This window comes from Mesorhizobium sp. CA16, from assembly GCF_020165175.1.
GTDB lineage: Bacteria > Pseudomonadota > Alphaproteobacteria > Rhizobiales > Rhizobiaceae > Mesorhizobium.
The window spans coordinates 13,286-36,470 of the sequence record NZ_JAIUHP010000020.1; the positions used below are offsets into that span (position 1 = coordinate 13,286).

The 23,185-nt window shown below is 63.4% G+C and carries 27 protein-coding genes; 18 read left to right on the forward strand and 9 right to left on the reverse strand.

Translation table 11 applies throughout. The features are described from left to right. Positions 1–51: 51 nt before the first annotated feature. Positions 52–450, forward strand: a complete 399-nt coding sequence (locus tag LB525_RS24105; RefSeq protein WP_224532207.1) for a DUF1801 domain-containing protein — start codon at positions 52–54, stop codon at positions 448–450. Positions 451–750: 300 nt separating this feature from the next. After that, positions 751–3,228 (forward strand): EAL domain-containing protein, encoded by a 2,478-nt coding sequence (locus LB525_RS24110; RefSeq protein ID WP_224548028.1) that lies wholly within the window; start codon positions 751–753, stop codon positions 3,226–3,228. Here LB525_RS24110 and LB525_RS24115 read toward each other — a convergent pair. After that, positions 3,225–3,785 (reverse strand): GNAT family N-acetyltransferase, encoded by a 561-nt coding sequence (locus tag LB525_RS24115; protein ID WP_095769310.1) that lies wholly within the window; start codon positions 3,783–3,785, stop codon positions 3,225–3,227. The two genes, LB525_RS24110 and LB525_RS24115, sit on opposite strands and share 4 nt — an antisense overlap. Before the next feature lie 188 nt (positions 3,786–3,973). Between LB525_RS24115 and LB525_RS24120 the strand changes: the two genes are divergently transcribed. Next, positions 3,974–4,429, forward strand: coding sequence for a DUF2214 family protein (locus LB525_RS24120; protein WP_224548030.1), 456 nt, complete (start codon positions 3,974–3,976; stop codon positions 4,427–4,429). Positions 4,430–4,441: 12 nt separating this feature from the next. Here LB525_RS24120 and nth read toward each other — a convergent pair whose 3' ends face one another. Beyond that, entirely contained in the window at positions 4,442–5,251 is an 810-nt protein-coding gene (gene nth / locus LB525_RS24125; protein ID WP_224548041.1) for an endonuclease III, read from the reverse strand. 22 nt (positions 5,252–5,273) lie between these two features. On the opposite strand from nth, the gene LB525_RS24130 reads away from it, so the two are divergent. The 9 genes from LB525_RS24130 to LB525_RS24170 all read left to right on the forward strand — a co-directional run bounded on the left by LB525_RS24130 (position 5,274) and on the right by LB525_RS24170 (position 12,370). After that, positions 5,274–5,768: a DUF2244 domain-containing protein gene (locus LB525_RS24130; RefSeq protein WP_140846281.1), complete on the forward strand. Its 495-nt coding sequence runs from the start codon at positions 5,274–5,276 to the stop codon at positions 5,766–5,768. A 328-nt stretch (positions 5,769–6,096) separates the two neighbouring features. Further along, positions 6,097–7,002 (forward strand): methylated-DNA--[protein]-cysteine S-methyltransferase, encoded by a 906-nt coding sequence (locus LB525_RS24135; protein WP_224548043.1) that lies wholly within the window; start codon positions 6,097–6,099, stop codon positions 7,000–7,002. A gap of 238 nt (positions 7,003–7,240) precedes the next feature. Then, the gene (locus LB525_RS24140; RefSeq protein WP_224548052.1) at positions 7,241–7,714 is read left to right on the forward strand and encodes a hypothetical protein; all 474 of its coding nucleotides are present in this window, start codon (positions 7,241–7,243) and stop codon (positions 7,712–7,714) included. A gap of 23 nt (positions 7,715–7,737) precedes the next feature. After that, positions 7,738–8,130 carry a hypothetical protein gene (locus tag LB525_RS24145; protein WP_140546269.1) on the forward strand — a complete coding sequence of 131 codons (393 nt, stop codon included), beginning with the start codon at positions 7,738–7,740 and terminating at the stop codon, positions 8,128–8,130. Then, complete coding sequence (locus LB525_RS24150; RefSeq protein ID WP_095769275.1) at positions 8,097–8,648, forward strand: hypothetical protein; 552 nt, start codon at positions 8,097–8,099, stop codon at positions 8,646–8,648. The genes LB525_RS24145 and LB525_RS24150 overlap by 34 nt, the downstream gene beginning before the upstream one ends. Then, on the forward strand, positions 8,623–9,105 hold the full coding sequence (locus tag LB525_RS24155; RefSeq protein WP_095769274.1) for a hypothetical protein: 483 nt from the start codon (positions 8,623–8,625) through the stop codon (positions 9,103–9,105). Before LB525_RS24150 ends, LB525_RS24155 begins: the two co-directional genes overlap by 26 nt. Positions 9,106–9,301: 196 nt before the next feature. Beyond that, complete coding sequence (locus LB525_RS24160; RefSeq protein WP_095769273.1) at positions 9,302–10,207, forward strand: ribokinase; 906 nt, start codon at positions 9,302–9,304, stop codon at positions 10,205–10,207. A 3-nt stretch (positions 10,208–10,210) separates the two neighbouring features. Then, on the forward strand, positions 10,211–11,662 hold the full coding sequence (locus LB525_RS24165; RefSeq protein ID WP_224548061.1) for an amidase: 1,452 nt from the start codon (positions 10,211–10,213) through the stop codon (positions 11,660–11,662). Positions 11,663–11,755: 93 nt separating this feature from the next. Then, a complete protein-coding gene (locus LB525_RS24170) occupies positions 11,756–12,370 on the forward strand; it encodes a LysE family translocator (RefSeq protein ID WP_224548063.1) in 615 nt (204 codons plus the stop codon). Between the two features lie 162 nt (positions 12,371–12,532). On the opposite strand, the gene LB525_RS24175 is transcribed toward LB525_RS24170, so the two are convergent. Next, entirely contained in the window at positions 12,533–13,474 is a 942-nt protein-coding gene (locus LB525_RS24175; RefSeq protein ID WP_224548065.1) for a nucleoside hydrolase, read from the reverse strand. A gap of 242 nt (positions 13,475–13,716) precedes the next feature. Here LB525_RS24175 and LB525_RS24180 point away from each other — a divergent pair, with 242 nt between their 5' ends. Both LB525_RS24180 and LB525_RS24185 read left to right on the forward strand, forming a co-directional pair. After that, the gene (locus LB525_RS24180) at positions 13,717–14,142 is read left to right on the forward strand and encodes an Hsp20 family protein (RefSeq protein ID WP_095769269.1); all 426 of its coding nucleotides are present in this window, start codon (positions 13,717–13,719) and stop codon (positions 14,140–14,142) included. 63 nt (positions 14,143–14,205) lie between these two features. Then, positions 14,206–14,463, forward strand: coding sequence for a DUF1150 family protein (locus LB525_RS24185; RefSeq protein ID WP_036257920.1), 258 nt, complete (start codon positions 14,206–14,208; stop codon positions 14,461–14,463). Positions 14,464–14,552: 89 nt separating this feature from the next. On the opposite strand, the gene ptsN is transcribed toward LB525_RS24185, so the two are convergent. The 6 genes from ptsN to lptC form a co-directional block, all read right to left on the reverse strand. Continuing rightward, positions 14,553–15,017 (reverse strand): PTS IIA-like nitrogen regulatory protein PtsN, encoded by a 465-nt coding sequence (gene ptsN / locus LB525_RS24190; RefSeq protein WP_042641064.1) that lies wholly within the window; start codon positions 15,015–15,017, stop codon positions 14,553–14,555. Positions 15,018–15,078: 61 nt separating this feature from the next. After that, entirely contained in the window at positions 15,079–15,666 is a 588-nt protein-coding gene (hpf, locus tag LB525_RS24195) for a ribosome hibernation-promoting factor, HPF/YfiA family (protein WP_224548067.1), read from the reverse strand. Positions 15,667–15,971: 305 nt separating this feature from the next. Continuing rightward, entirely contained in the window at positions 15,972–17,501 is a 1,530-nt protein-coding gene (gene rpoN, locus LB525_RS24200; RefSeq protein ID WP_224548070.1) for an RNA polymerase factor sigma-54, read from the reverse strand. A gap of 175 nt (positions 17,502–17,676) precedes the next feature. After that, entirely contained in the window at positions 17,677–18,495 is an 819-nt protein-coding gene (gene lptB / locus LB525_RS24205) for an LPS export ABC transporter ATP-binding protein (protein WP_095769266.1), read from the reverse strand. Continuing rightward, on the reverse strand, positions 18,495–19,085 hold the full coding sequence (locus LB525_RS24210) for an LptA/OstA family protein (protein WP_224532219.1): 591 nt from the start codon (positions 19,083–19,085) through the stop codon (positions 18,495–18,497). The genes lptB and LB525_RS24210 overlap by 1 nt, the downstream gene beginning before the upstream one ends. After that, a complete protein-coding gene (gene lptC / locus LB525_RS24215) occupies positions 19,072–19,785 on the reverse strand; it encodes an LPS export ABC transporter periplasmic protein LptC (RefSeq protein WP_224548072.1) in 714 nt (237 codons plus the stop codon). The genes LB525_RS24210 and lptC overlap by 14 nt, the downstream gene beginning before the upstream one ends. A gap of 393 nt (positions 19,786–20,178) precedes the next feature. Between lptC and sppA the strand changes: the two genes are divergently transcribed. From sppA to LB525_RS24235, 4 genes are all read left to right on the forward strand, one after another. Beyond that, entirely contained in the window at positions 20,179–21,135 is a 957-nt protein-coding gene (sppA, locus tag LB525_RS24220) for a signal peptide peptidase SppA (RefSeq protein WP_224548083.1), read from the forward strand. Between the two features lie 77 nt (positions 21,136–21,212). After that, a complete protein-coding gene (locus LB525_RS24225; RefSeq protein ID WP_224548085.1) occupies positions 21,213–21,497 on the forward strand; it encodes an integration host factor subunit beta in 285 nt (94 codons plus the stop codon). Positions 21,498–21,615: 118 nt separating this feature from the next. Further along, positions 21,616–21,948, forward strand: coding sequence for a LapA family protein (locus tag LB525_RS24230; RefSeq protein WP_140710208.1), 333 nt, complete (start codon positions 21,616–21,618; stop codon positions 21,946–21,948). 189 nt (positions 21,949–22,137) lie between these two features. Then, positions 22,138–23,100, forward strand: coding sequence for an ornithine cyclodeaminase family protein (locus tag LB525_RS24235; protein WP_224548087.1), 963 nt, complete (start codon positions 22,138–22,140; stop codon positions 23,098–23,100). Positions 23,101–23,185 lie beyond the last annotated feature (85 nt).

Below are 23,185 nucleotides of genomic sequence, written 5' to 3' on the forward strand. Positions count from 1 at the left end.
CCGAAAGGGCCATGGTGGCGATCTCTTATTCAGCATCGAGGAGAACCGGACATGCAACAAGGCGACGTACAGGACGGCAAGTCTGCGTCCGAACTGATCGACGGACGGATCAAGGAGCTGGGCGACTGGCGGGGCGAGACGCTTGCCCGACTCCGCGCTCTTATCAGGGAGGCGGCGCCCGAAGCCGTCGAGACATGGAAATGGCGCGGCGTCCCTGTCTGGGAGGATGCCGGCATGATCTGCACCGGCGAGACTTACAAGGCCGTCGTCAAGCTGACCTTCGCCAAAGGCGCGGCGCTGCCCGATCCCAAGAAGCTCTTCAACTCCAGCCTGGAAGGCAACACCCGGCGCGCCATCGATTTCAAGGAAGGCGACAAGATCGACGCCGACGCCCTGAAGGCGCTCGTCCGCGAGGCCGTTGCGCTCAACAAATCCAAGACCAGGCGCTGAGACGAGACTGTCGCGCGGCGCTATCGGATTGATGTTGCCGGCTTTTCTTCCGCGCCCTCGCACCGTAAACCGATATTAGGCACGAAATATCGGCATCAAGCGTGTAAGCGACCTTCTGTTGCTGAGCAATAACTCATGAAACAAATACTGGGCAAATTTATCGACCGTTAATCCAGGCACGTTATTTGGATTGATGTCGCCAGTAACCGGACGACATGTGGGGAAGAACATCGTCTCAACCGGCGGATGAGCCAGTCGGACAGACACCGAGGGGGCCTGCGCACGCGCCATGGGAATGGGATGAAGCTCTCATCGACCGATGCCGCCCCGCGTCTCATCGGGCTGGTCTGGCCCTTCGTCGCGGTCGTCCTGATCCAGGCGCTGATTGCGACCCTCAGCCTCCACACGTTGTCAGCCGTCCGCGCCTATGTCGGCGGCGAAAGCCAATGGTCGAAGGGGCAGAAGCACGCCATCTATTTCCTCAGCCTTTATGCCGACACCGGCCGGGAAGAGTATTTCAGCGAATATCGTCAGGCCATCGCCGTGCCGCTGGCCGATCGCGCCGCGCGGCTTGCGCTCGAACAGGCTGAGCCCGACACGAATGCGGCCAGGCTTGGCTTTCTCGGCGGCAACAACCATCCCGACGATGTCGCCGGCCTGATCTGGCTGTTCCGGAATTTCCGCGGCGTCAGCTATCTCGACACGGCGATCCGCCACTGGACGGCTGCCGACGAGATGATCCTCGCCATCCAAAGACTTGGCGACGACATGCATCGCAGGCTCGAAAAAGGGCCGCCATCGTCAGCCGAGATCGCTCTCTGGAAAGTGCAAATCCACCAGATCGACCACCGGATCGGGCCGCTCGCCAAGGACTTTTCGGACAGTCTCGGCGAGGGATCGCGCTTCATCAAGACGGCGCTGACGGCGGCCAATCTCGCGACAGCCGCGCTGCTTATCCTGCTCGCCGTCTGGCGCACGCGAAAGCTGATGAAACAGCGCCAGGCATTTCAGACAGCCCTCAGCGCCGAGCGCGAGCGGGCTCAGATCACATTGGCCTCGATCGGCCAGGCTGTCATCAGCACCGATGCCAAGGGGCGGCTGGACTATATGAATGCCGGAGCGGAAAGGCTGCTTGCCTGCTCTTTACCCGCCGCCAAAGGCAGATCGGTCGCCTCGTTGTTCCGGCTCGTGGACAAGGACAGCGGCGTCGAGGAGACCGATCTGATCCCGCGCCTGCTGGCGGGCGAGCCGCGCCGCTCCAATGTTCGCCCGCAGCTTCTGGAGCGCCCCGACGGTTCGGTCGTGCCGGTGGCGCTGAACGGCGCTCCGCTGATCGTTTCCGGCTCGATCCTGGGTTGCGTCCTGGCCCTGCAAGACATGACGCGCGAGCAGGACTATATCGAGCGCCTGTCGTGGCAGGCATCGCATGATGCGCTGACCGGTCTCGTCAACCGCCGCGACTTCGAGAAGCGTCTGGCGAGTGCGATCTCCGAAGACCCGGAGAAGTCGCGCCGGCACGCGCTGATGTATCTCGACCTCGATCAGTTCAAGCTGGTCAACGATACCTGCGGCCACGCCGCCGGCGACCAGTTGCTGCGCCAGATCTCGGCGCTGCTCGCCAACGAGCTGCCGCCCGGCGACATCCTGGCGAGACTGGGCGGCGACGAGTTCGGCGTGCTGCTCTTCGATTGCGATGCCGACTGTGCCGCCGCCACCGCCGAACGATTGCGCGCCACGGTCCAGGATCTGCACTTCTCCTGGGAAAGGCGTCCCTTCAACATCAGCGTCAGCATCGGCATGGTCGAGGTCGCCAATGTCGGCATGACGCTGGAGGATGTGCTGCGCGCCGCCGACGTCGCCTGCTACATGGCCAAGGAAAAGGGCCGCAACCGCGTCCAGCTCCACAGCGACGGCGACACCGCACTTCGCGAGCGCTTCGGCGAGATGGCCTGGGTGCAGCGCCTGCATGCTGCGCTGGATGAGAACCGCTTCCGGCTGCATGCGCAGGAGATCGCGCCGTTGCGCGACGATATTGCCGAGGCAGGCGCGCATGTCGAAATCCTGCTCAGGCTGACCGACGAGGACGGCAGCTTCGTCACCCCGCAGAGCTTCATTCCGGCGGCGGAGCGCTATGGACTGATGCCGGCGATCGACCGCTGGGTGATACGCAACGCCTTCGCCATATTGGCGTCGCGACGCACCGATCCGCGCGCGACGCCGATATCCACCTGCGCGATCAATCTCTCCGGCGCCACATTCGGCGACGAGACGTTTCTCGGCTTCATGCGTGAGCAGTTCGCCGCGCACGCCATTGCGCCCGAAACGATCTGCCTGGAGATCACCGAGACCAGTGCCATCGCCAATCTGACCGAGGCCATGCGCTTCATCGCCGATCTGCGCGGCCTGGGCTGCCGCTTCGCGCTCGACGATTTCGGCTCCGGCATGTCGTCCTTCGCCTATCTGAAACATCTGCCGGTCGACTACCTCAAGATCGACGGCGGCTTCGTCAAGGACATGCTCGACGACCGCATCGACCGCGCGATGGTCGAGATGATCCATCACATCGGCAAGGTGACGGGAAAACGCACCATCGCCGAATTCGTCGAAAGCGATGGCATCGCCGAAGCCTTGAAGGCGATCGGCGTCGACTACGCGCAGGGCTATGCCATAGCGAGGCCTCAGCCATTCGACGCGACGACGGTGCTGGGCAGCCATCCAGGTGCAAAGGCGGACGCGTGGAACGGAGTGGCAGGGGCCTTGCGCCGCAAGGCGGGTTAAGCGCTTTGCTTTCCGGATCCGGCCTGCCGTTCCAGCAGGATCGTCGGCTTCTCGTGGTAGGTGGTCCGCAAAATTTCTTTATAGCCGTTCCTTTCGGCCACCTTCTGCGAAGCGCCGTTTTCCGGATCGATGATGCAGACGGTTCTTGCCTGTCCGAACGTCTCGTCACTCCAGGCGACGATCCGCCCCACGACTTCGCTCGCAAGCCCTTGGCCATGCGCCTCCGAGGCCAGCGCCCAGCCGGCCTCCGGCACGCCTTCGAGAGACGGCACGATCTCGCGCTTGAGGTCGTGGAAGCCGGCCTCGCCGATGAAGCTCCCCCTCGCCTTGTCCTCGATCGCCCAGAATCCATAGCCGATCAGCGACCATAGGCCGGCATGGCGCAGGAAGCGCATCCAGCTCTCCTCCCGCGTGCGCGGCTTGCCGCCGATGAAACGGGTGACGGCGGGCTCCGCCCACATGGCGGCATAGGCTTCAAAATCGTCCAGCCTGTGCGGCCGCAAAACGGTGCGCGCCGTTTCGAGAAGCGGCACGCCGGCTTCGATCTTGATGCTCATGGCATTGCCCTCCATTGATGCGACCGCGCTTAGCAAAACAGCACGCTCGATCAAGAGCCAGGCCAATGCGTTGGCTCTTCCAGCCATAGAAGCCATGGCACGGCTGCATCGCTATGGGCTTTTTCCCCGGCGATGCTAGTTTGCGCCCGAAGCCGACCCAGAAACGCAAGTCGACCGAAGGAAGAACCATGGACACCACGGACCTGTTGCTGGCGATCGCGCATCACCTTCTGGTGTTCTCGCTGGCCGGCATCATCGGCGCCGAGTTCGTGCTTGTGCGCGGCGATTTGGCAGCGGCGACGCTGAAGCGCCTTGTCGGTATCGACCGCCACTACGGCATCATCGCCGTGCTGATCGTCATCGTCGGCATCTGCCGGGTGTTCTTCGGTCTGAAGGGCTGGGAATTCTACGTCTACAATTGGGTGTTCTGGGCAAAGATGGCGGCCTTCGTCATCGTCGGCCTGCTGTCGATTGTGCCGACTATGCGCTTCCTCTCCTGGAACAGGCAGGCGAGCGGCAATCCGTCTTTCGCGGTGCCGGCGGCGGAATTGGCCTCGGTGAAGAACTATGTCCGCGCCGAGGGCTTTATCTTCCTGCTCATTCCAGTTTTTGCCGCGGCCATGGCGCGCGGCTACGGATATTAAAACTTTACTGAGTCAGACGGCCTCGACCGGAAACGTCTCATCCAGCGGCGCGATCGGCACCAGCGGGGCGGGCACGTCGGTGGTCTTTTCCTTCGACTTGCAGATGTCGGCGATGACGCAGACCGGGCAATCGGGCTTGCGCGCCTTGCAGACATAGCGGCCATGCAGGATCAGCCAGTGATGCGCATGGCGCATATATTCGGCGGGGATGACCTTGAGCAGCCCCTGTTCGACCTGATCCGGCGTATTGCCGGGCGCCAGCCCGATACGGTTGCCGATGCGGAAGATATGCGTGTCGACCGCCATGGTATGCTGGCCGAAGGCGACGTTGAGCACGACATTGGCGGTCTTGCGCCCGACGCCCGGCAGCTTCACCAGCTCGTCGCGATCCGGCGGCACCTGGCCTGCATAATCGTCGATCAGCGCCTTGGACAGCGCGATCACGTTCTTGGCCTTGTTGCGCCACAGACCGATGGTGCGGATATAGTCGCCGACCTTGGCCTCGCCCAATGCCAGCATCTTGGCCGGTGTGTCGGCCGCGGCGAACAGCGCCTTGGTCGCCTTGTTGACGCCGGCGTCCGTCGCTTGCGCCGACAGCACCACCGCGACCAGCAGGGTGAAGGCGTTGACATAGTCGAGCTCGCCTTTCGGCTCAGGCCGCTGCACGGAAAAGCGCCGGAATATCTCATGCACCTCGGCGGGGCTGTAGAGCGACCGCGTGGCGGCTTTTCGCGGCCGTCGACCAGGCGCCCGTCCGCCGCCCGGGATAGCGGGCTGAGGTTTTTTGACAGCTGCGGATTTTTTCGACTTGGGAGGCGCCATTTCCCTCCTATAATATTCCCTCATGAGCGACACAAACGCCTCGTTCCAGGCCGACGAGCCATTTTTCCAGGCCTTGCTGACGCCGCACCGCTCGCTCGGCCGCACCGGCTTCCTGATCCTGATGGGAGCGCTTCTGTTCGGCTGGGCGGTCACCGGCGCGTTCTTCCTGGCGCATGGCGCCTGGCCGGTGTTTGGCTTCTTCGGCCTCGACGTGGTCGCCGTCTACATCGCTTTCCGCGCCAATTACCGGGCTGCGCGCGCCCGTGAGGAAATCTCCGTCTCGCGCACCAGTCTCGACATTCGCAAGACAGCGCCTTCCGGCCGCTCGGAAAACCATCGCTTCAACCCGTTCTGGACGCGGTTCTCGATCGCCCGCCATGCTGAGATCGGCATCACCAAGATGGCCGTCGAGGCGCAAGGCAAGAGTGTCGCGATTGGCGGCTTCCTCAATCCCGACGACCGCGAAAGTTTTGCCACCGCCTTTTCGCGCGCGCTGGCGACCGCCAAGACGCGCTGATTCGTCCAGTGTCTTCGCCCTGATTGCAAATCCCAGCCCGAGATTGCCGTCGACCTTGAGCCTCGAGAAATCATACTCGATCCTGCGCACCGCCTCGTCGGCAAAGCGATCCTGGAGCAGCGAATTGGCCAGCCGGCTCTCCAGCGCCTTGCCGTAGAGCGTCATCAGCAAGGTCTCCCTTGCCCCGGTCAGATCAACCTTTTCGACGGCCATGATCACCCTCTTCGGCCCGAAGCTGACTCTATCTGGGTGCGGATGGCGGGAAGGCAAGTTTCGGGTGGTGGCAAAGCTCTGGAGGACCGATATTCGCGGTCAAGGAGATATTGCCATGAACGCTCAGATGACCATGAATACGCGGATGAAACCAACCGCGATCCTTGAGAATGACATCACGCCGGAAGGCAGCGACTACGACGTCGTGCGCCGCGCCATCGAGAAGATCAGCCTCGACTATCGCGATCAGCCCTCGCTCGAGGTGCTGGCCGAGGAAGTCGGCGAGACGCCGACCGGCCTGCAGAAACTGTTCACGCGCTGGGCCGGCCTGTCGCCCAAGGCCTTCCTGCAGGCGGTGACGCTCGACCACGCGCGCAGGCTGCTCGATTCAGGCATGCCGCTCCTGGAGACCTCGTTCGAACTCGGCATGTCCGGTCCGGGCCGGCTGCACGACCTCTTCGTCACCCATGAGGCGATGTCGCCCGGCGACTATAAGACCCGGGGCGCGGGTCTCACCATCCGCTACGGCTATCACATCTCGCCTTTCGGTATCGCGCTGATCATGGTCACCGACCGGGGCCTGGCGGGTCTCGCCTTCTGTGACGCCGGTGGCGAGCGGGCGGCCTTCGCCGACATGTCCGGCCGCTGGCCGAACGCGACCTATGTCGAGGACATGTCCGTTACCCAGGCTTACGCCGCGCGGGTCTTCGACCCGACGCGATGGCGCGCCGACCAGCCGCTGCGCGTGGTGATGATAGGCACTGATTTCCAGCTTCGCGTCTGGGAAGCATTGCTGCGCATCCCGATGGGTAGGGCCTGCACCTATTCCTCGATCGCGGCAAGTATCGGCGCGCCAAGCGCGAGCCGGGCCGTAGGCGCGGCGGTGGGCGCCAACCCGATGTCGTTCGTGGTGCCCTGCCACCGGGCGTTGGGCAAGTCCGGCGCGCTCACCGGCTATCACTGGGGCCTGACGCGCAAGCGCGCCATCCTCGGTTGGGAAGCGGGACAAGTGACGTCCTGAAAAACAATCGATTTTTTCGCGCCTCCTTGCGAAAAACCGCGTATCAAAATATAAACCGGCACAAGCCAAACAAATAAACAGCCTTTTTCATGAAATGCAACCGGCAACAACCTCTGGTTATCGCCGCTTTCTTTGAAGTTGCTTTCCGTTGTTATTTCACTTAACGCTAAATTAACCACGATAAAGAGAAGATAACCCCACGTTGAGCCGCACTATCCGGCTCGAAAGCGGGGTCTCAATGAAGTTCTTTCGCGCCGTCATGGCTGCGAGCGTGCTCGCCGCCTGCGGCGGCCAGGCAGCATCGGCCGCCACCACCGGAAATGTGCTGTTCAATGGTACGATCACCGCGACCTGCACGGTCACGATCAACTCCAACGGTACGATGACCGTCAGCAGCAATCTTCAGTCGCTGAGCTCGCATAATGCCGGCGGCTCAGCCGGCAGCGCTCAGGTCGATACCACGGGCGGCGTCTCGCTCAGCGTAGACCCGGTAACCACGACGACCGTGCCGGCTTCGGACGTTACGGCGACGACATGGACCCCCACCTTCGCCACTTCCGGCGCCCAGACGATTGCGGAAACCGGCACTGCGACGGCCCTGACGGTGCCAGGCACATCCACGGTCGCCGTCAATCTTTCCGGCACCAAGAGCGGCACGAACCGCTTCTCCGCCGGCAACTACCAAGCAACGGTGACGCTGCGCTGCGAATAGTCTTGTCGCGAAAGGAGTGATCCTTGAGAACGATTGCAATTCTGGCGGCGGGCCTGACTGCCGTGCTGTTTCCCATCGCCGCGACCGGCCAGTCGATGACGCCGATGCGGGGTGAGGTGCGATCCTTCGCGGATGCTTTCGCCGTTCGTGTCTTCCCAGGCAACCCGTATAACCAGCGCATACGTGTCGAGGTTCATGTCTATGACCAGGATTTCCAGCCGGTCGACGCCAAGATCACGCCAAGCGCCTTCCTTCTGGCCGGCCAGGCGTCGCGTCCGGTTCTGGTGGTCGTCCCGTTCGACGGCGCGAACGAGCGCAAGGTGCGTATCTGTACCGAGAGTATCCCCTTTCCAAGCGAGCAGACCCAGATAAGGGCACAGATATGCGGAAAGTTTTTCGGGCATCGCAGGTTCTGACCTTGTCCCTGCTGTCCGCCTTGGCTGTCGTAAGTCAGGGGCTTGCCGAGGACATCCTGAACCTGAATCAGAACCAAACCGGTTTCAGTCTGCCCGGCGTCAGCCTGCCTCAGGGCCAGGACGAGGTTCATGCCAGCGACGGCACGACCTGCCGCTCAGCCGTCTCCGGCAGCGGCGCCTATCTCGACCTCGGCGTCATCCGGGGCAACAACAGCAGCAATCAGGCCAATAGCGACATCGCAACATACGGCCGCGTGGTGATCCCGATCGGGCGGACGCCGAAACGCGTCGATTGCAGCCGCCTCTACGAGCTGGAAGTCGAGCGCCTGCAGCTTGAATTGAAGCTCCTGAAAATGGGCCTTGGCGCCGATGGTCAGACAACGGGGAGCACGACGGGCATCGCTGCCACGGCTTCCGAGGCTCCTACGGCTCGCTCGGCCGCATCGGCGGGATGGGCCAACGAAGGCTGGAGCATCAGAGGCACGACCGGCAATGAAAAGAAAAAGAAGAGGAAATAGCCGCGCGCTGCTTACGACGGCAGCGCTTGCCGGCTTCTGTCTCCCAGCACAGGCGGCGATCATCGGCACCTGCACCATCATGATCGGTGCCTCGGGAACGATGAAGTCGAACCCCTCTATCAACATATTCGGTTCCAAGCAGGCGGGCGGGTCGAGCGCCGGCGCCACTATCATCGCGAACTCGACGCTGTGTTCGATCCTGAACCTGCTAGACTGCTATACCGTCTCCGCGCCGGCGCCGATCGCCTTCACGTCGGCTCCGAGCGGCGGCGACACCGACGTCTCTTTCGCCTCAGTCTTCCGCCTCGACGGCTCGGGGCTGGATAACCCAGGCGGCTCGCCGCAGCGGCTGACCAACGGCACCCATACCATCCAGGTCGATCTGACCGCCACGAAATCGCCGGGCATCTTCCCGGCCGGCAGTTACCAGGCGGAGGTCACTGTCCGTTGCGAATGATGCTGTGGGCCAGACCGCGCCAGCGACGACATGATCTGGCAACCGGCGGGCTTTGCGGCTAGCTTCGCGCCCAGCCTGCAATTCCAGGGGAAAAAACACGCCATGCATTTCCCCTGGAATTGCGCAAGAAAGCAGAAGTCTTGGAGCAGGTCCGCCTTTCAGCACAGGCTGACCCGCCTCACCGGGAGGCAGTTTTTTGATTATCGTTGTCGGTTCGATCAACCTCGACCTCATCGCCAATGTCGACCGCTTGCCGGAACCCGGCGAGACGGTGCGCGGCTCCGGCTTCGCCACCGCGCCCGGCGGCAAAGGGGCCAACCAGGCGCTGGCCGCGGCGCGCGCCGGCGCGCAAGTGCGCATGGTGGGCGCGGTCGGCAAGGATAGTTTTGCCGCCGAGGCGCTCGCCCTTCTCAGGGCCGGCAATGTCGATCTGTCCGGTGTCGGCGAGACCTTCGCCTCCACCGGCACGGCGTTGATCCTGGTCGGCGGCGACGGCGAAAACGTCATCGCCGTCGTGCCGGGCGCCAATGATTCGGTTGTGCCGGGCGATGTCGCCAAGGCCTATCTCAAGAAAGGCGACGTCGTGCTCCTGCAGCACGAGATCCCGTTGCAGACGGTCGAGGCCACGCTCGACGCGGCGCGCGCGGCGGGCGCCGTCAGCGTGCTCAACACCGCCCCCTTCCGTGCCGAAGCCGCCGACCTCCTCGGCAAGGCCGACTATGCCGTCGCCAACGAAACCGAGTTCGATCTCTATGGCGAGGCGCTCGCGCTTTCGGGGCGCGACCGCCCGGCCCGCATGCGCGACTATGCCAAAAAGACAGGCCGCATCATCGTCGTCACGCTCGGAGGCGACGGGGTGCTGGCCGCCACACCGGGCGATTTCCTTGCCGTTCCGGCGCTGAAGATCACCCCGGTCGACACGGTGGGCGCCGGCGATACGTTTTGCGGCTATTTCGGCGCCGGCCTGTCGTCCGGTCTCTCACTTCAGGATGCGCTCACCCGCGCCGCCGCGGCCGGGTCGCTCGCCTGCCTGAAGCCAGGCGCGCAACCGGCGATCCCACTGGCCAAGGATGTCGACGCGACTTTGGCGGGCACCCGTTGAGCGATGCGCCCCGTCACAAAACATGCCGTGCCGCCGGCCGGCGATATCTGCCGCCTCTCCGCCGTTGAGCTCGCTGAAGGCATCAGACGGCGTCGCTTCTCGGTTCGCGAGGTGGTCGGCGCGTTCCTCGACCGCATCGAGGCCGTGAACCCACAGGTCAATGCCATCGTCTCGCTGCGCGAGCACGCCGATGTCCTTGCCGAGGCCGGCAGGGCCGATGCTCATCTCGCCCGTGGCGGCGAGGCCGGATCGCTGTACGGCCTGCCGATCGCCATCAAGGACCTTGCCCAGACCAAGGGGCTCAGAACCACCTTCGGCTCGCCGATCTTTGCCGATTTCATTCCCGACACGGATGACTTCTTCGTCGAGCGCGTCCGCGAGGCCGGGGCCATCATCATCGGCAAGACCAATGTTCCGGAATTCGGCCTCGGCTCCAACACCTACAATCCGGTTTTCGGGCCGACGCTCAACGCCTTCGACCCGGCGCTGACCGCCGGCGGCTCGAGCGGCGGCGCGGCCGTGGCGCTGGCGCTCGACATGGTGCCGGTCGCCGACGGCAGCGACTTCGGCGGTTCGCTGCGCAATCCGGCGGCCTACAACAATGTCTACGGCTTCCGTCCCTCGCAGGGCTTGGTGCCTGCTGGCCCGGACGTCGATGTCTTCCATTCGCAGATGGGCGTCGAAGGGCCGATGGGCCGCAACATTCGCGACATCGCGCTGCTGCTTGATGAGCAGGCCGGCTATCACCCGCATGCACCGCTTTCGCACGACAAGACGGGCTCGTTCCTTGAAGGTTTGCGGACCAAAGCGTCAGGCGGCCGCATCGCCTGGCTGGGCGACCTCGGCGGTCGCTTGCCGACGGAGCCCGGCGTGCTTGACCTTTGCGAGGCCGCGCTTGCCCGCTTCGCCGATGCTTCCTTCCACAGCGAGGCCTTGGTGCCGGATGTTGACTTCGAGGCGCTGTGGCAGGCTTTTGTCACATTGCGCCAGGCGAGCAGCGGCTGCGGGCTGAAGGCGCATTACGACGATCCGGCAAAACGCAGGCTTCTGAAGCCCGAGGCTGTCTGGGAAGTGGAGCAGGCGATGCGCCTGACCGCGCCGCAGATCCATGCCGCGACTGTCCGGCGCACTTCGTGGCACCGCACGCTGCTGTCGCTGTTCGGGCGCTTCGACCTGATCGCGCTGCCCACCGCTCAGGTCTTCCCGTTCGACGTGACCACCCACTGGCCGCGCGAGGTCGCGGGGCGGACCATGGACAGCTATCACCGCTGGATGCAGGTCTCTGCCTTTGCCACGCTGGGCGGCTGCCCGGCGCTCAACGTGCCGGCCGGCTTCGACGGCAAGGGCCGGCCGATGGGCATGCAATTGATCGGCCGCCCGCGCGGCGATCTCGCCGTGCTCAAGGCCGGCGCCGCCTACGAGGCAACCCTGCCATGGGCGGCGGGAGCTGCATGACGGGCCGCCCTGCCCGGCCAGCTTGCGCCAGCGTCAATCCCGTGCATTGATCGCGCTCCGCCCAAGTCGGCGCTGTCCTGTTCGAGAGAAATCATGTCGCTGGAACTCTACGCCACCTACGTCGTCGCCTGCATCGTCATCATCCTGGTGCCGGGACCCACGGTCACGCTGATCATCGCCAACAGCATCCGCCACGGCTCGCGCGCGGGCTTGGCCAACGTCGCCGGCACCCAGGCCGGCCTTGCCATCATGATCGCCATCGTCGGCATCGGCCTCAATACGCTGATCGCCGGCATGGGCCACTGGTTCGAATGGGTGCGGCTGATCGGCGCCGCTTATCTCATCTGGATGGGCGTGCAGATGTTTCGCGCCAAAGGCGCGCTGAACCCCGACGGCTCGGCCAAAAAGCCGCGCGGCGGCTTCTTCCTGCAGGGTTTTCTGGTGGCGATCTCAAATCCGAAGACTTTGGTGTTTTTCGGCGCCTTCTTCCCGCAGTTCATCGCGCCGCAGGGCAATTATACGCTGCAGATTGTCGTCATGGGCCTGACAGCGATGATCTTCGCCGCCATGTCGGATTCGACCTATGCCCTTGCCGCGGGCCGCGCCGGGCGCGTTCTGTCGGCCAGCCGCGTCAAGCTGATGTCGCGCATCAGCGGCAGCTTCCTAGTCGGCGGCGGACTGTGGCTGGCGTTCTCCAAGGCGAAATAACACCTCACCTTCTCCCCTTGTGGGAGAAGGTTTCGCCGAAGGCGACGGATGAGGGGTGTTCCAGGGAATGCCGACGCCTCACCCCGCTGGAGCACCCCTCATCCGTCTCGGCGCTTCGCGCCGATCCACCTTCCCCCACAAGGGGGAAGGAAGAAGCGGTCCTTACAGCCGCCCGAGCCGCTCCACCAGCAGCGCGAAGAAGCCGTCATGGTCGATGTCGCGCATCACCATGGCGTTCTTTTTGCGCTTGGCGACGCCCCACCAGTCGATCACCGTCATGCCCATGGTGAGTTCGGACGCGGTCTCGACGCTGACATTGCAGTGGCGGCCCTTGAACAGCTCCGGCTTGACGAGATAGGCGATCACGCACGGGTCGTGCAGCGGCCCGCCATCAGTGCCGTATTTTTCCTCGTCATAGCGCTCGAAGAACTCCAGCATCTCGGCGGTCGCGGTGCCGACCTTGGTGCCGAGCTTGCGGAAGGCCTGGATGCGCTCGGACGTGGTCAGCGCCTGGTGGGTGACGTCGAGCGGCATCATCACGATCGGAATGCCCGATTTGAACACCAGATCGGCGGCCTGCGGGTCGACATAGATATTGAATTCGGCGGCCGGCGTGACATTGCCGCCCTCGAAGAAGCCGCCGCCCATCAGGACGATTTCCTTGATCCGCGGCGCGATCCTGGGCTCGCGGATCAGCGCCAGCGCGATGTTGGTGAGTGGTCCGAGCGGGCAGAGCGTGATGGTGCCGCTTTCCTCGCGCATCAGCGTCTCGACGATGAAATCGACGGCATATTGTTCCTGGAGCGGCATGGTCGGCTCGGGCAGCTGCGGGCCGTTCAGGCCGGTCTTGCCATGCACCTCCTCGGCGGTGACGAGTTCACGCGCCAGCGGCCGGATGGCGCCGGCATAGACCTTGATGTCGGGCCGGCCGGCCAGCTCGCATATCTTGCGGGCGTTGTTCTGGGTCAGATTCAGCGGCACGTTGCCGGCTACCGCGGTGATGCCGACGATCTCCAGCTCGGAACTGCCGAGCGCCAGCAATATGGCAACGGCATCGTCCTGGCCGGGATCCGTGTCGATGATGATCTTTCTGGACTGGGGCATTTCAATTCCTTTTGGGAAGTCTTTTTGGGCGGGTTTTAGAGCATGGTTCCCGAAAGGTGGGAACCGGTTTTCGGACGAAATCATGCTCCAATGAAAGGCTGGATGAAGATGACGGTTCGACGAAACGCCATCCTGATTTGGCGGCTTGAACTTGATCGCGCGACGGACCATATCAAGACCATCGGGAAAAATGCCATCCGGGTTTTTCCAGTTTGTGTCGCTCTTCAGAGGACAGTGTAACAATGAGTCGAATGACGCCTTTCTCCAGCCCGCTTCTCCTGGGTTTTGATGCCATGGAAAAGACGCTTGAGCGTCTGGCGAAGTCCGGCGACAGCTACCCTCCGTACAATATCGAGCGCCTCAATGCCGCCGACGGCAAGGCCGAAAGGCTGCGCATCACGCTGGCCGTTGCCGGTTTTGCAGAAAGCGACCTCGATGTCACCACGGAGGAAAACCAGCTGATCGTGCGCGGTCGTCAGACCGACGACACCGAGCGCGAATTCCTGCACCGCGGCATCGCCGCGCGCCAGTTCCAGCGCTGCTTCGTGCTGGCCGACGGCATGCGGGTGATCGCGGCGGAACTGAAGAACGGTCTGCTGTCGATCGATCTCGATCGGCCGGAGTCCGAGCGGATGGTACGGAAAATAAACATATCGGTGAAAGACTGACCTTTGCCGATGGCTCTATGCGAGGCGGCCGATCCTGGCGTCCTCGCGCCAAGGAGGCTTGAAATGACCAGAACTGACGAAACGATCACCATGACCAGCGGCGAACTCGCCCATCTCGGCGAAGGTTCGGTCGCTTATCTCAGGAAAGTGTCGAGCGACGACCTGCGCGGCCGCTTCCCCGGCCTCGGCGAGATCGCGCCCGGCCTGGAGCTGTGGGCGCTGTTTGCCGCCAACGGCCAGCCGATTCTGCTTTCCGACGCCCGTGACCGGGCACTGGCGGGTGCGTTGGAGAACGACCTGACCACTGTCGCCATTCACTAAGGCGATTGCTGGCAGTCTGAAATGGAAAGGGCCGCTCCCGGCGGCCCCTCTAGGGCTTCATCCCAAAAACCAGGTTCGATCCCAAAACGTCAGGCCGCGTGCGAGGCCTGCGTATCAGACAAGAGCGCGTGGATCGCCACCGCGTCGCGCGTGCCCCTGATCTTGGCCACCGTGTCGGCATCGCGCAGCACGCGTGCGATGCGCGACAGCGCCTTGAGATGGTCGGCGCCGGCACCTTCCGGCGCAAGCAGCAAAAACACCAGGTCGACCGGCTGGTCGTCCAGCGCCTCGAAATCGACCGGCGTTTCCAGCCGGGCGAAGACGCCGGCGATCCGCTTCACGCCGGCGAGCTTGCCGTGAGGAATGGCAATGCCGTTGCCGACGCCGGTCGAGCCCAGCCGCTCGCGCTGCAGGATGGTGTCGAACACCTCCCGCTCCGGAATCCCCGAAATTGCCGCCGCCCTCTCCGACAGCAATTGCAGAAGCTGCTTTTTGGAATTCGCCTTCAACGCCGGCATGATCGCCGGAACGCTGATGAGATCGCTGAGATCCATGCTTGAAACATCCCTTGCTCGCCTGCCGCGCCAGTCGTCGCCCCCTTGCGCGGCTGGCTTTTTATCCTTGCGCGACTTTGGTCGTCGACGGATCGATCCAGCCGATGTTGCCATCCGGCCGGCGGTAGACGATGTTGAGATGGTCGGTTCCGGCGTTGCGGAACAGGAAGACCGGGCTGTCGCTGTTGTCGAGCTCGATGACCGCCGAAGCCACCGACATGGTCCGCAGCGTCAAGCTTGATTCGGCGACGATGACCGGAGCGAAGTCCTCCGGAATGTCTTCCTCGTCGTCGGCGAGGGGAGCCATCACGGTGTAGGCGATGTCGGTCGGCTCTTCGCCATTGCCGTTGCCGGTGTTGCGCGACTTCAGCCGGCGCTTGTAGCGCCGCAGCCGCGTTTCCAGGCGCTCGGCCGCCGCCTCGAAGGCAAGCGTCGGGTCCTGGGCATCGCCGGTCGCCTGCAAAGAAGCGCCGGAATCGAGCCGGACCATGCAGTCGGCGGAGAAACGCGACCCCGATTTGATGACCGTGACATGTCCTGAAAAACCCCGATCGAAATATTTCTCGATCGCCTCGCCGACCCGGTCGTTGATGCGCGTGCGGAACGCATCGCCGATGTCCATGTGTTTTCCCGAAATGCGTAGATTCATCTGAAAACTGACCTTCCTTGCTCAGGCTTCAAACTGTTCCCGAGTTTATACCCGTGGTGCGCGCGCACAAGCTTTGCAGCGGCATGCGCGCCGATTTTAGACCCGAACTTTCCGGTTGATCACAAGTCGCCTTCTTGGCCGTCCATGGCCGTGTCTGACGGACCCATTCGCTAGCGGGCATCACCGCCCTGCTCCATGCGGGCGGGCTTCTAGACACTTCATTGCGGCTTGTCAATGAAACTCGGGAATTGTGGGAAATCAGCACCGTCTCGCACCGGCCAGGGCTTGTCGAGATTCGCATCGGCCTAGCGGCCGGCGTTCGCGAGCGCCCGCTTCTCCCGCCGCCGCTGCACCGACGAGGGAATGTTCATGCCTTCGCGATATTTCGCGACGGTGCGGCGCGCGATGTCGACCCCGCTTTCCTTGAGCATGTCGACGATGGCGTCGTCGGAAAGCACGTCGATGGGCTTTTCCTCGTCGATCATCTGCTTGATGCGGTCGCGCACGGCCTCGGACGAATGCGCTTCGCCGCCTTCCGCGGAGGCAATTGACGCGGTGAAGAAATAGCGCAGCTCGAAGACGCCGCGCGGCGTCAGCATATATTTGTTGGCGGTGACGCGGCTGACCGTCGATTCATGCATGCCAATGGCGTCGGCCACCGTACGCAGGTTGAGCGGCTTGAGGTGACGCACGCCATGGACGAGGAAAGCGTCCTGTTGCCGCACGATCTCGGACGCCACCTTGAGAATGGTCTTGGCCCGTTGATCGAGACTGCGCGTCAGCCAGTTGGCGTTCTGCAGGCATTCGGCGAGAAACTCTTTTTCCGCCTGGTCCCTGGCATGGCTCGAAATGCGGGCGAAATAGACATTGTCCACCAGCACGCGAGGCAGCGTATCGGCATTGAGCTCCACCGCCCAGCTGCCGTCATTGGCCGCGCGCACCTCGACATCGGCGACGATCGCGTCGCTCGCGCCGCCCGAAAACGCCAGGCCGGGCCGCGGATCCAGCGCGCGGATCTCGGCCAGCATGTCGAGCAGGTCTTCCTCGTCGACGCCGCAGATGCGTTTCAGCGACTGGAAATCCCGCCGCGCCAGAAGCTCGAGGTTGGCGACCAGCGCCTTCATCGCCGGATCGAGCCGGTCGCGCACCGCCAGTTGCAGCGACAGGCACTCGGCAAGGTCGCGCGCGAAAAGTCCTGCCGGCTCGAAGGTCTGGCACACGCCAAGCACCCGCGCCACCGCCGCGCCGTCCGTGCCGAGCCGAACCGCGATCTCGTCGAGTTCGGTGCGCAGGTACCCGGCTTCGTCGAGCCCTTCGGCTAGCTCACCCGCGATAAGGCGTTCGCCGGGGCTCAAGGAGGCAAGCGCGATCTGCTCGCCGACATGTTCGCGCAGCGTGATGGCGGCCGCGGCCATGTCGCCGACGTCGAACCCCTCGGACGATGCTGCGCCCGCGCCGCCCCCAGCGGCCGACTTCCATTGCGCCGTGAGATCCGGCCCCAGCCTCTCGCTGGTGCCTGGGTCGTCTGGAAACAGGTTCTCCAGGGAAGAATCGAGCTTTTGCGAGATCGCTTCCGCGCTCCACTCCATCTCGCCCTCGAACCAGTCGCCTTCTCTGTCCTTTTCCGGCGATGTCTCGCCTTTCTGGGATAGATCGCCGGCGGCATCGTCCTGCGGCTCGGCCCGTTCCAGCAGCGGATTGCGCTCGATCTCCTCGTCGATGAAGCGCTCGAGCTCGACATGGGTGAGCTGCAGCAGCCGGATCGACTGCATCAGCTGCGGCGTCATCACCAGCGACTGGGATTGTCTGAGCTGCAGTTTGGCTGCCAGCGCCATGATGGACTTCAAACGCCTCGTCTACGCGTCGACTGTTTTTCGGTCGGGCATAGAAACTGGCCCGGCTTTTGCTTGTCAAGCAAAACGCTAGCAGCTGCGGCTTACCGGAGCGTTATCGAGCGCTAAAATGACCGAAAGCCGTGACGCGGCCATCGAACCGCGTCGAAACCCGCGGTCAGAGCGTGAAACCCTCGCCGAGATAGAGACGCCGCACATCGGCGTTGGCGACGATCTCGTCGGCGCGGCCATGCGTCAGCACCTGACCGGCATGGATGATGTAGGCGCGGTCGATCAGGCCGAGCGTCTCGCGCACATTGTGGTCGGTGATCAAGACGCCGATGCCGCGCGCCGTGAGGTGGCGAACGAGTTGCTGGATGTCGGCGACGGCGATCGGATCGATGCCGGCGAAGGGCTCGTCGAGCAACATATAGGCAGGCCGCGTCGCCAGCGCCCGCGCGATTTCGAGGCGACGCCGTTCGCCGCCCGACAGCGACATGGACGGCGCCTTGCGCAGATGGCTGATGTGAAACTCCTCGAGCAGCTCGTCGAGCGTGCGCTCGCGTTCCTTGCGGCTCTTTTCCACCACCTCCAGCACGGCCCGGATGTTCTGCTCGACATTCAGGCCGCGGAAGATCGACGCTTCCTGCGGCAGATAGCCGATGCCGAGGCGGGCCCGCCGGTACATCGGCATCGAGGTGACATCGAAGCCGTCGATCTCGATCGAGCCTTCGTCGACGGGAACAAGGCCGGTGACCATGTAGAAACAGGTGGTTTTGCCTGCGCCGTTGGGGCCGAGCAGGCCGACAGCCTCACCGGCGCGCACGCCGAGCGTCACCCCGCTCACCACCTTGCGGCCCTTGTAGCTCTTGGTTAGCCCCTTGGCGATCAGGGTGCCCTTGAACTTCGCCTTGTCGGCGCCGACCGTTGCCGGCGCAGCGGGTTGTGCGGCTGCCCGTCCCGGGAGACGGGCCAGCAGCGAGGTCACGCCGGCCATTACTTGCTCGACGCTCCCTGCTGCGCGTCCTGTTTCTGCGGCTTGAACATCATGATGACGCGAGGACAGCCTTCGACATTGCCGAGGCCGCTCTTCATCTGCACAGTGAGCTTGCAGCCCTTGAGCACATTGTCGCCCTGCGACAGCACCACTTCCTTGCCGGAAAGCACCAGCACCTGCGTCTTCATGTCGAATTTGCCGGTGTCGCCGGTGGCGATCTGGTCGTTCGATTTGATGTAGACTTTGTTCTCGACCTCGAGATGGTCGATATTGGCGGCGCCCGTCATCGCCGATGCGCCTGCCGCGGCACTTTTGCCGGCATTGGCATCCTTGACATAGTAGACCGTCATCTTGCCGGCCTTGAGCAGGGTCGGCCCCTGATTGACCGTCACATTGCCGCTGAACACGGCCATGCTTTCGGCCTGGCGGACCTCGAGCTTGTCGCTTTCGATCTGGATCGGCTGGTCACCCGACAGCTTGAGCCCGGGAATCTGGCTGGTCGCGCTCGACTGCGCGAACGAATGCGCCGTTGCCAAAAACAGCAATGCGGAAGCAGCGCCCGGAAGCCATGCGGATTTACTGCGACGCATTCTGTTCTCCACCGTTTACCCCCGCTGCCTTCAGCGCAGTTGGATCTATGTTGACGCGAACCCGGCTCTCGAAGACCACGAGCCTGCCATTGTCCTCGACCGACATCGAGTCCGCGGTGATGCGCGACCCGCCACGGCTGACGTCGACCGGATTGCTCGTCTTCATAGAGCCTTTGCCCATGTCTAGGAAGATCGATTTGAACTTCGCCATCAGGCCGTCCGTCGTCGTCACGCTGACGTCGCTGGTCAGATCCATCGTGTTGGCGTCGCGATTGTAGATACCGTGCGCGGCATCGACCGACACGATGTTGTCAGTGGCGACGGGCAGTTTGGCGTTGATGCCTTCGAGGTCGATGACGGCTTGCTGGCCGACATCCTGCGTCGCCCTGGTCGCCGTCAGCGAATATGGCAGCTTCTGCTTGGTGAAGCCGTTGAGCTTCGGATTGGCCATCACCAGCTTGCCATCGGAAAACGCCGTGCCGTCGGCCTGCACCGATACCGACAGCGGCGCTTTGAGGTAGGAATAGACCGGAAAGGCGACGGCGATCACGACCGCGAGCAGCGGTACCGCAAATTTCAGCACGCGGACGCGGCGCGAGTGCCGCCGGGCGCGGTTGAACGCATCGCCACGCGTGCCGCCTTGGTTCGCGGGAGCCGATGCCTCACCGGCATCGCTCGTTTCGTCAGATCGCGCCAACATGACTTTTCTAATGGACCTTTGCCCGCCCAAAACACCGCCTATAGGTGGTATGCCGGCACCTACAAGCAAGCACAAGCGGAGGAAAACTGCAAAAATGTGACAGCTGCCGCGCGCAAAATCGAAAGGAATTCGGCGAGACGGCGTGTACTTCATAGCAGATACGGACTGCTTGCGTTAATTTTTCGTGAGCCCGGCGTCACCGCCGGAGGCCGAAGCCGGGCCTTTCGGAACAGTTCCGGGAAAGCTGCGAGCGGTTTCCGACAGGAATTGCATCAGGACAAGAAAGTAGAGGGGTCACCCTTCTGTGAAGCGGATGACCCGCGCCAGGAAACGGTAGCCGTGTGTAGAAGCTTGCTTTAAAAGCGTGCTTTCCCACCATCCATGAGGCTGACAATGGCAATGAGAGCCGACGACTTGATCGACCGCCGCCGCTTGCGCCGCAAGCTGACGTTCTGGCGCGTGGTCGCGTTTCTGGTTCTGGCGGCAGCGATCATCGCCTTCTCGACCTGGGTCTATGACGACAATTTTACCGGCCGGGCGGTCCCCCACATAGCCAAGGTCAAGATTGAAGGCACCATCACCGAGGACGAGGAGCTGCTCAAAAGGCTGGAATCGATCCGCAAGTCGCCGGAGGTGAAGGGCGTCATCCTGTCGATCGATTCGCCGGGAGGCACCACGGTCGGAGGCGAGTCCACATTCGACGCCGTGCGCAAGCTTGCCGGCGACAAGCCGGTGGTGGCCGAAGTCGGCACGCTGGCGGCATCGGCCGGCTATATGATCGCAAGTGCAGCCGACCACATTGTCGCCCGCAAGACATCGATCGTCGGCTCGATAGGCGTGCTGATCCAGTATCCCGACGTCAGCGGTCTCATGGACAAGCTCGGCATCAAGCTGGAGGAGGTGAAATCGTCGCCGCTCAAGGCTTCGCCCTCGCCCTTCAAGCCGACCAATGACGACGAGCGCGCCATGGTGCGCAAGCTGATCCTCGACAGCTACGACTGGTTCGTCGGCATCGTCGCCGATCGCCGCAAGATGTCGCATGAGCAGGCGCTGGCGCTTGCCGACGGTTCGATCTTCACCGGCCGCCAGGCTTTGGCCAACCACCTGGTCGACGCCGTCGGCGGCGAGCAGGAGGCGATCGACTGGCTGGCGACGAAGGGGGTGGACAGCAAGCTCAAGGTCGTCGAGTGGAAGGACAAGGACAGGCGTGGCGGTTTCCTGTTTTCCCAGTCGATGGCAAAAGTGGCGGCCAAGGCGCTCGGCCTGCCGGATGCCGGCGGCGATGTCATTCACGAACTTGGCGCCGACCGCTTGTTTCTTGACGGTCTCGTTTCGGTCTGGCACCCTTAAGGTGCCGTTGGGACGAGCCGAAAAAGCAATAAAATCATCCTGATAATCGGTTGCAGTGGTTTTACGGGGAATGTTCTATGATCAAATCCGAACTTGTGCAGATCATTGCTGCACGCAACCCGCACCTTTTCCTGCGCGATGTCGAAAACATCGTCGGCGCGATCTTTGACGAGATCACCGACGCGCTTGCTGAGGGCAACCGGGTCGAGTTGCGCGGTTTCGGCGCCTTTTCGGTGAAGAACCGTCCGGCCCGCACCGGCCGCAACCCGCGCACCGGCGAATCCGTCGAGGTCGAGGAAAAATGGGTGCCGTTCTTCAAGACCGGCAAGGAGTTGCGCGAAAGGCTGAACGGCAGCAAATAGGCGCCGGGCCGGCGGGTTGAAACGGCATCTCGGCGCCTAAACGCATGTCTCCCGAAAGTGGAGACCGGTTTCGGGACAAGGACATGCGCGCTTCAAGAAGCCTCTCCATGGAGATTTGATGTTCAATCGCTTCGTCCTCGTCGTGGTCTTCGTGCCGCTGGCCGTCATCCTGATCGCGCTCGCCGTCGCCAATCGCGGCCCCGTCGCCTTCACGGTCGATCCATTTCATCCCGGCAATCCCGCGCTGACGCTGAGCCTGCCGCTTTTCATCTTCCTGTTCCTGGCTTTGGCCATCGGCATGGTCGTCGGAAGCCTGGCCACCTGGGTGAAGCAGGGACGCTATCGCAAGCTCGCGCGCCAGCGCGGCCTCGAGGCGGAAAACCTGCGCCAGGCGGTGAGCCGCACGCCCGTGGCGCCCAAGGGACCGGCGCTGCCCAACCCGACGAACTAATGCATGTCGCCCAGAAGTGCGCAGCGGTTCTGGGACAACGACATGCATCGAACAAAGATTTAAAGCGCGCCGCCTGATTCTGTTTCAGCGCGACGCGCTTTAGCAACTCCAGGCAAAATGCGTAGCGGTTTTCCGTCCGGAATTGCGTAGAAGATAGTCGAGCGTCCTTTCGACACCACGGAGCTTTGAATGCTGACCATTTCGGCCGCCGAGGTCGACCGCGCGCTGACCTTTCCCGGCCTTGTCGAGACATTGCGCACGGCTTTTCGCGATGGCGCCGTGCAGCCGGTTCGCCACCATCATGGCATCGAGCGGCCGGACGGCGCCGCCTCGACCTTGCTTTTGATGCCAGCCTGGACCGACTTCAACGCCGCCGGCACCTCCGAGGGAGGCCATATCGGCGTCAAGATCGTCACCGTGTCGCCGGACAACAATGCCATCGGCAAGCCGGCGGTCATGGGCCTTTACCTTTTGCTCGACGGCGTCACCGGCGAGCCGCAAGCGCTGATCGACGGCCAACGGCTGACGCAGTGGCGCACGACCTGCGCCTCCGCGCTCGCCGCCTCCTATCTCGCCCGCAAGGACGCCTCGCGGCTTCTGGTGATCGGCGCCGGCGCGCTGTCGCCCTTCCTTGCCAAGGCGCATTCTGCAGTCAGGCCGATCACATCCATCCGCATCTGGAACCGCACGCCGGCCAATGCCGAAAAAGTGGCGGCGGCCTTGCGCGCCGAAGGCCTTCCGGCCAGTGCCGCCGGCGATCTCGATGCGGAGCTTGCCGAGGCTGACATCGTCGCTTCCGCGACCATCTCGAACACGCCGCTGGTCAAGGGCGCGCTGCTGAAGCCGGGCGCCCATGTCGATCTCGTCGGCGGCTTCACGCCGACGATGCGCGAAAGCGATGATGACGCCATTGTCCGTGCCCGCGTCTATGTCGACACCCGCGCCAGCGCCACCAAGGAGGCAGGCGACATCGTCCAGCCGCTGGCCTCCGGCGTGCTGAAACCGGAAGCGATTGTCGCCGACCTGCACGAGCTCGCGCGTGGCGAGAAACAGGGCCGGCAAACCGACGACGAGATCACGCTGTTCAAATCGGTCGGCGCTGCGCTTGAGGACCTCGCCGCAGGCATCGCCGTCTACAAGGCGCTCAAATAGACAGTAGGGATTGGGCAGCAGGCAATTGGGAAGATAGGCCTACTGCCTACTGCCTACTGCCTACTGCCTACTGCCTACTGCCTAC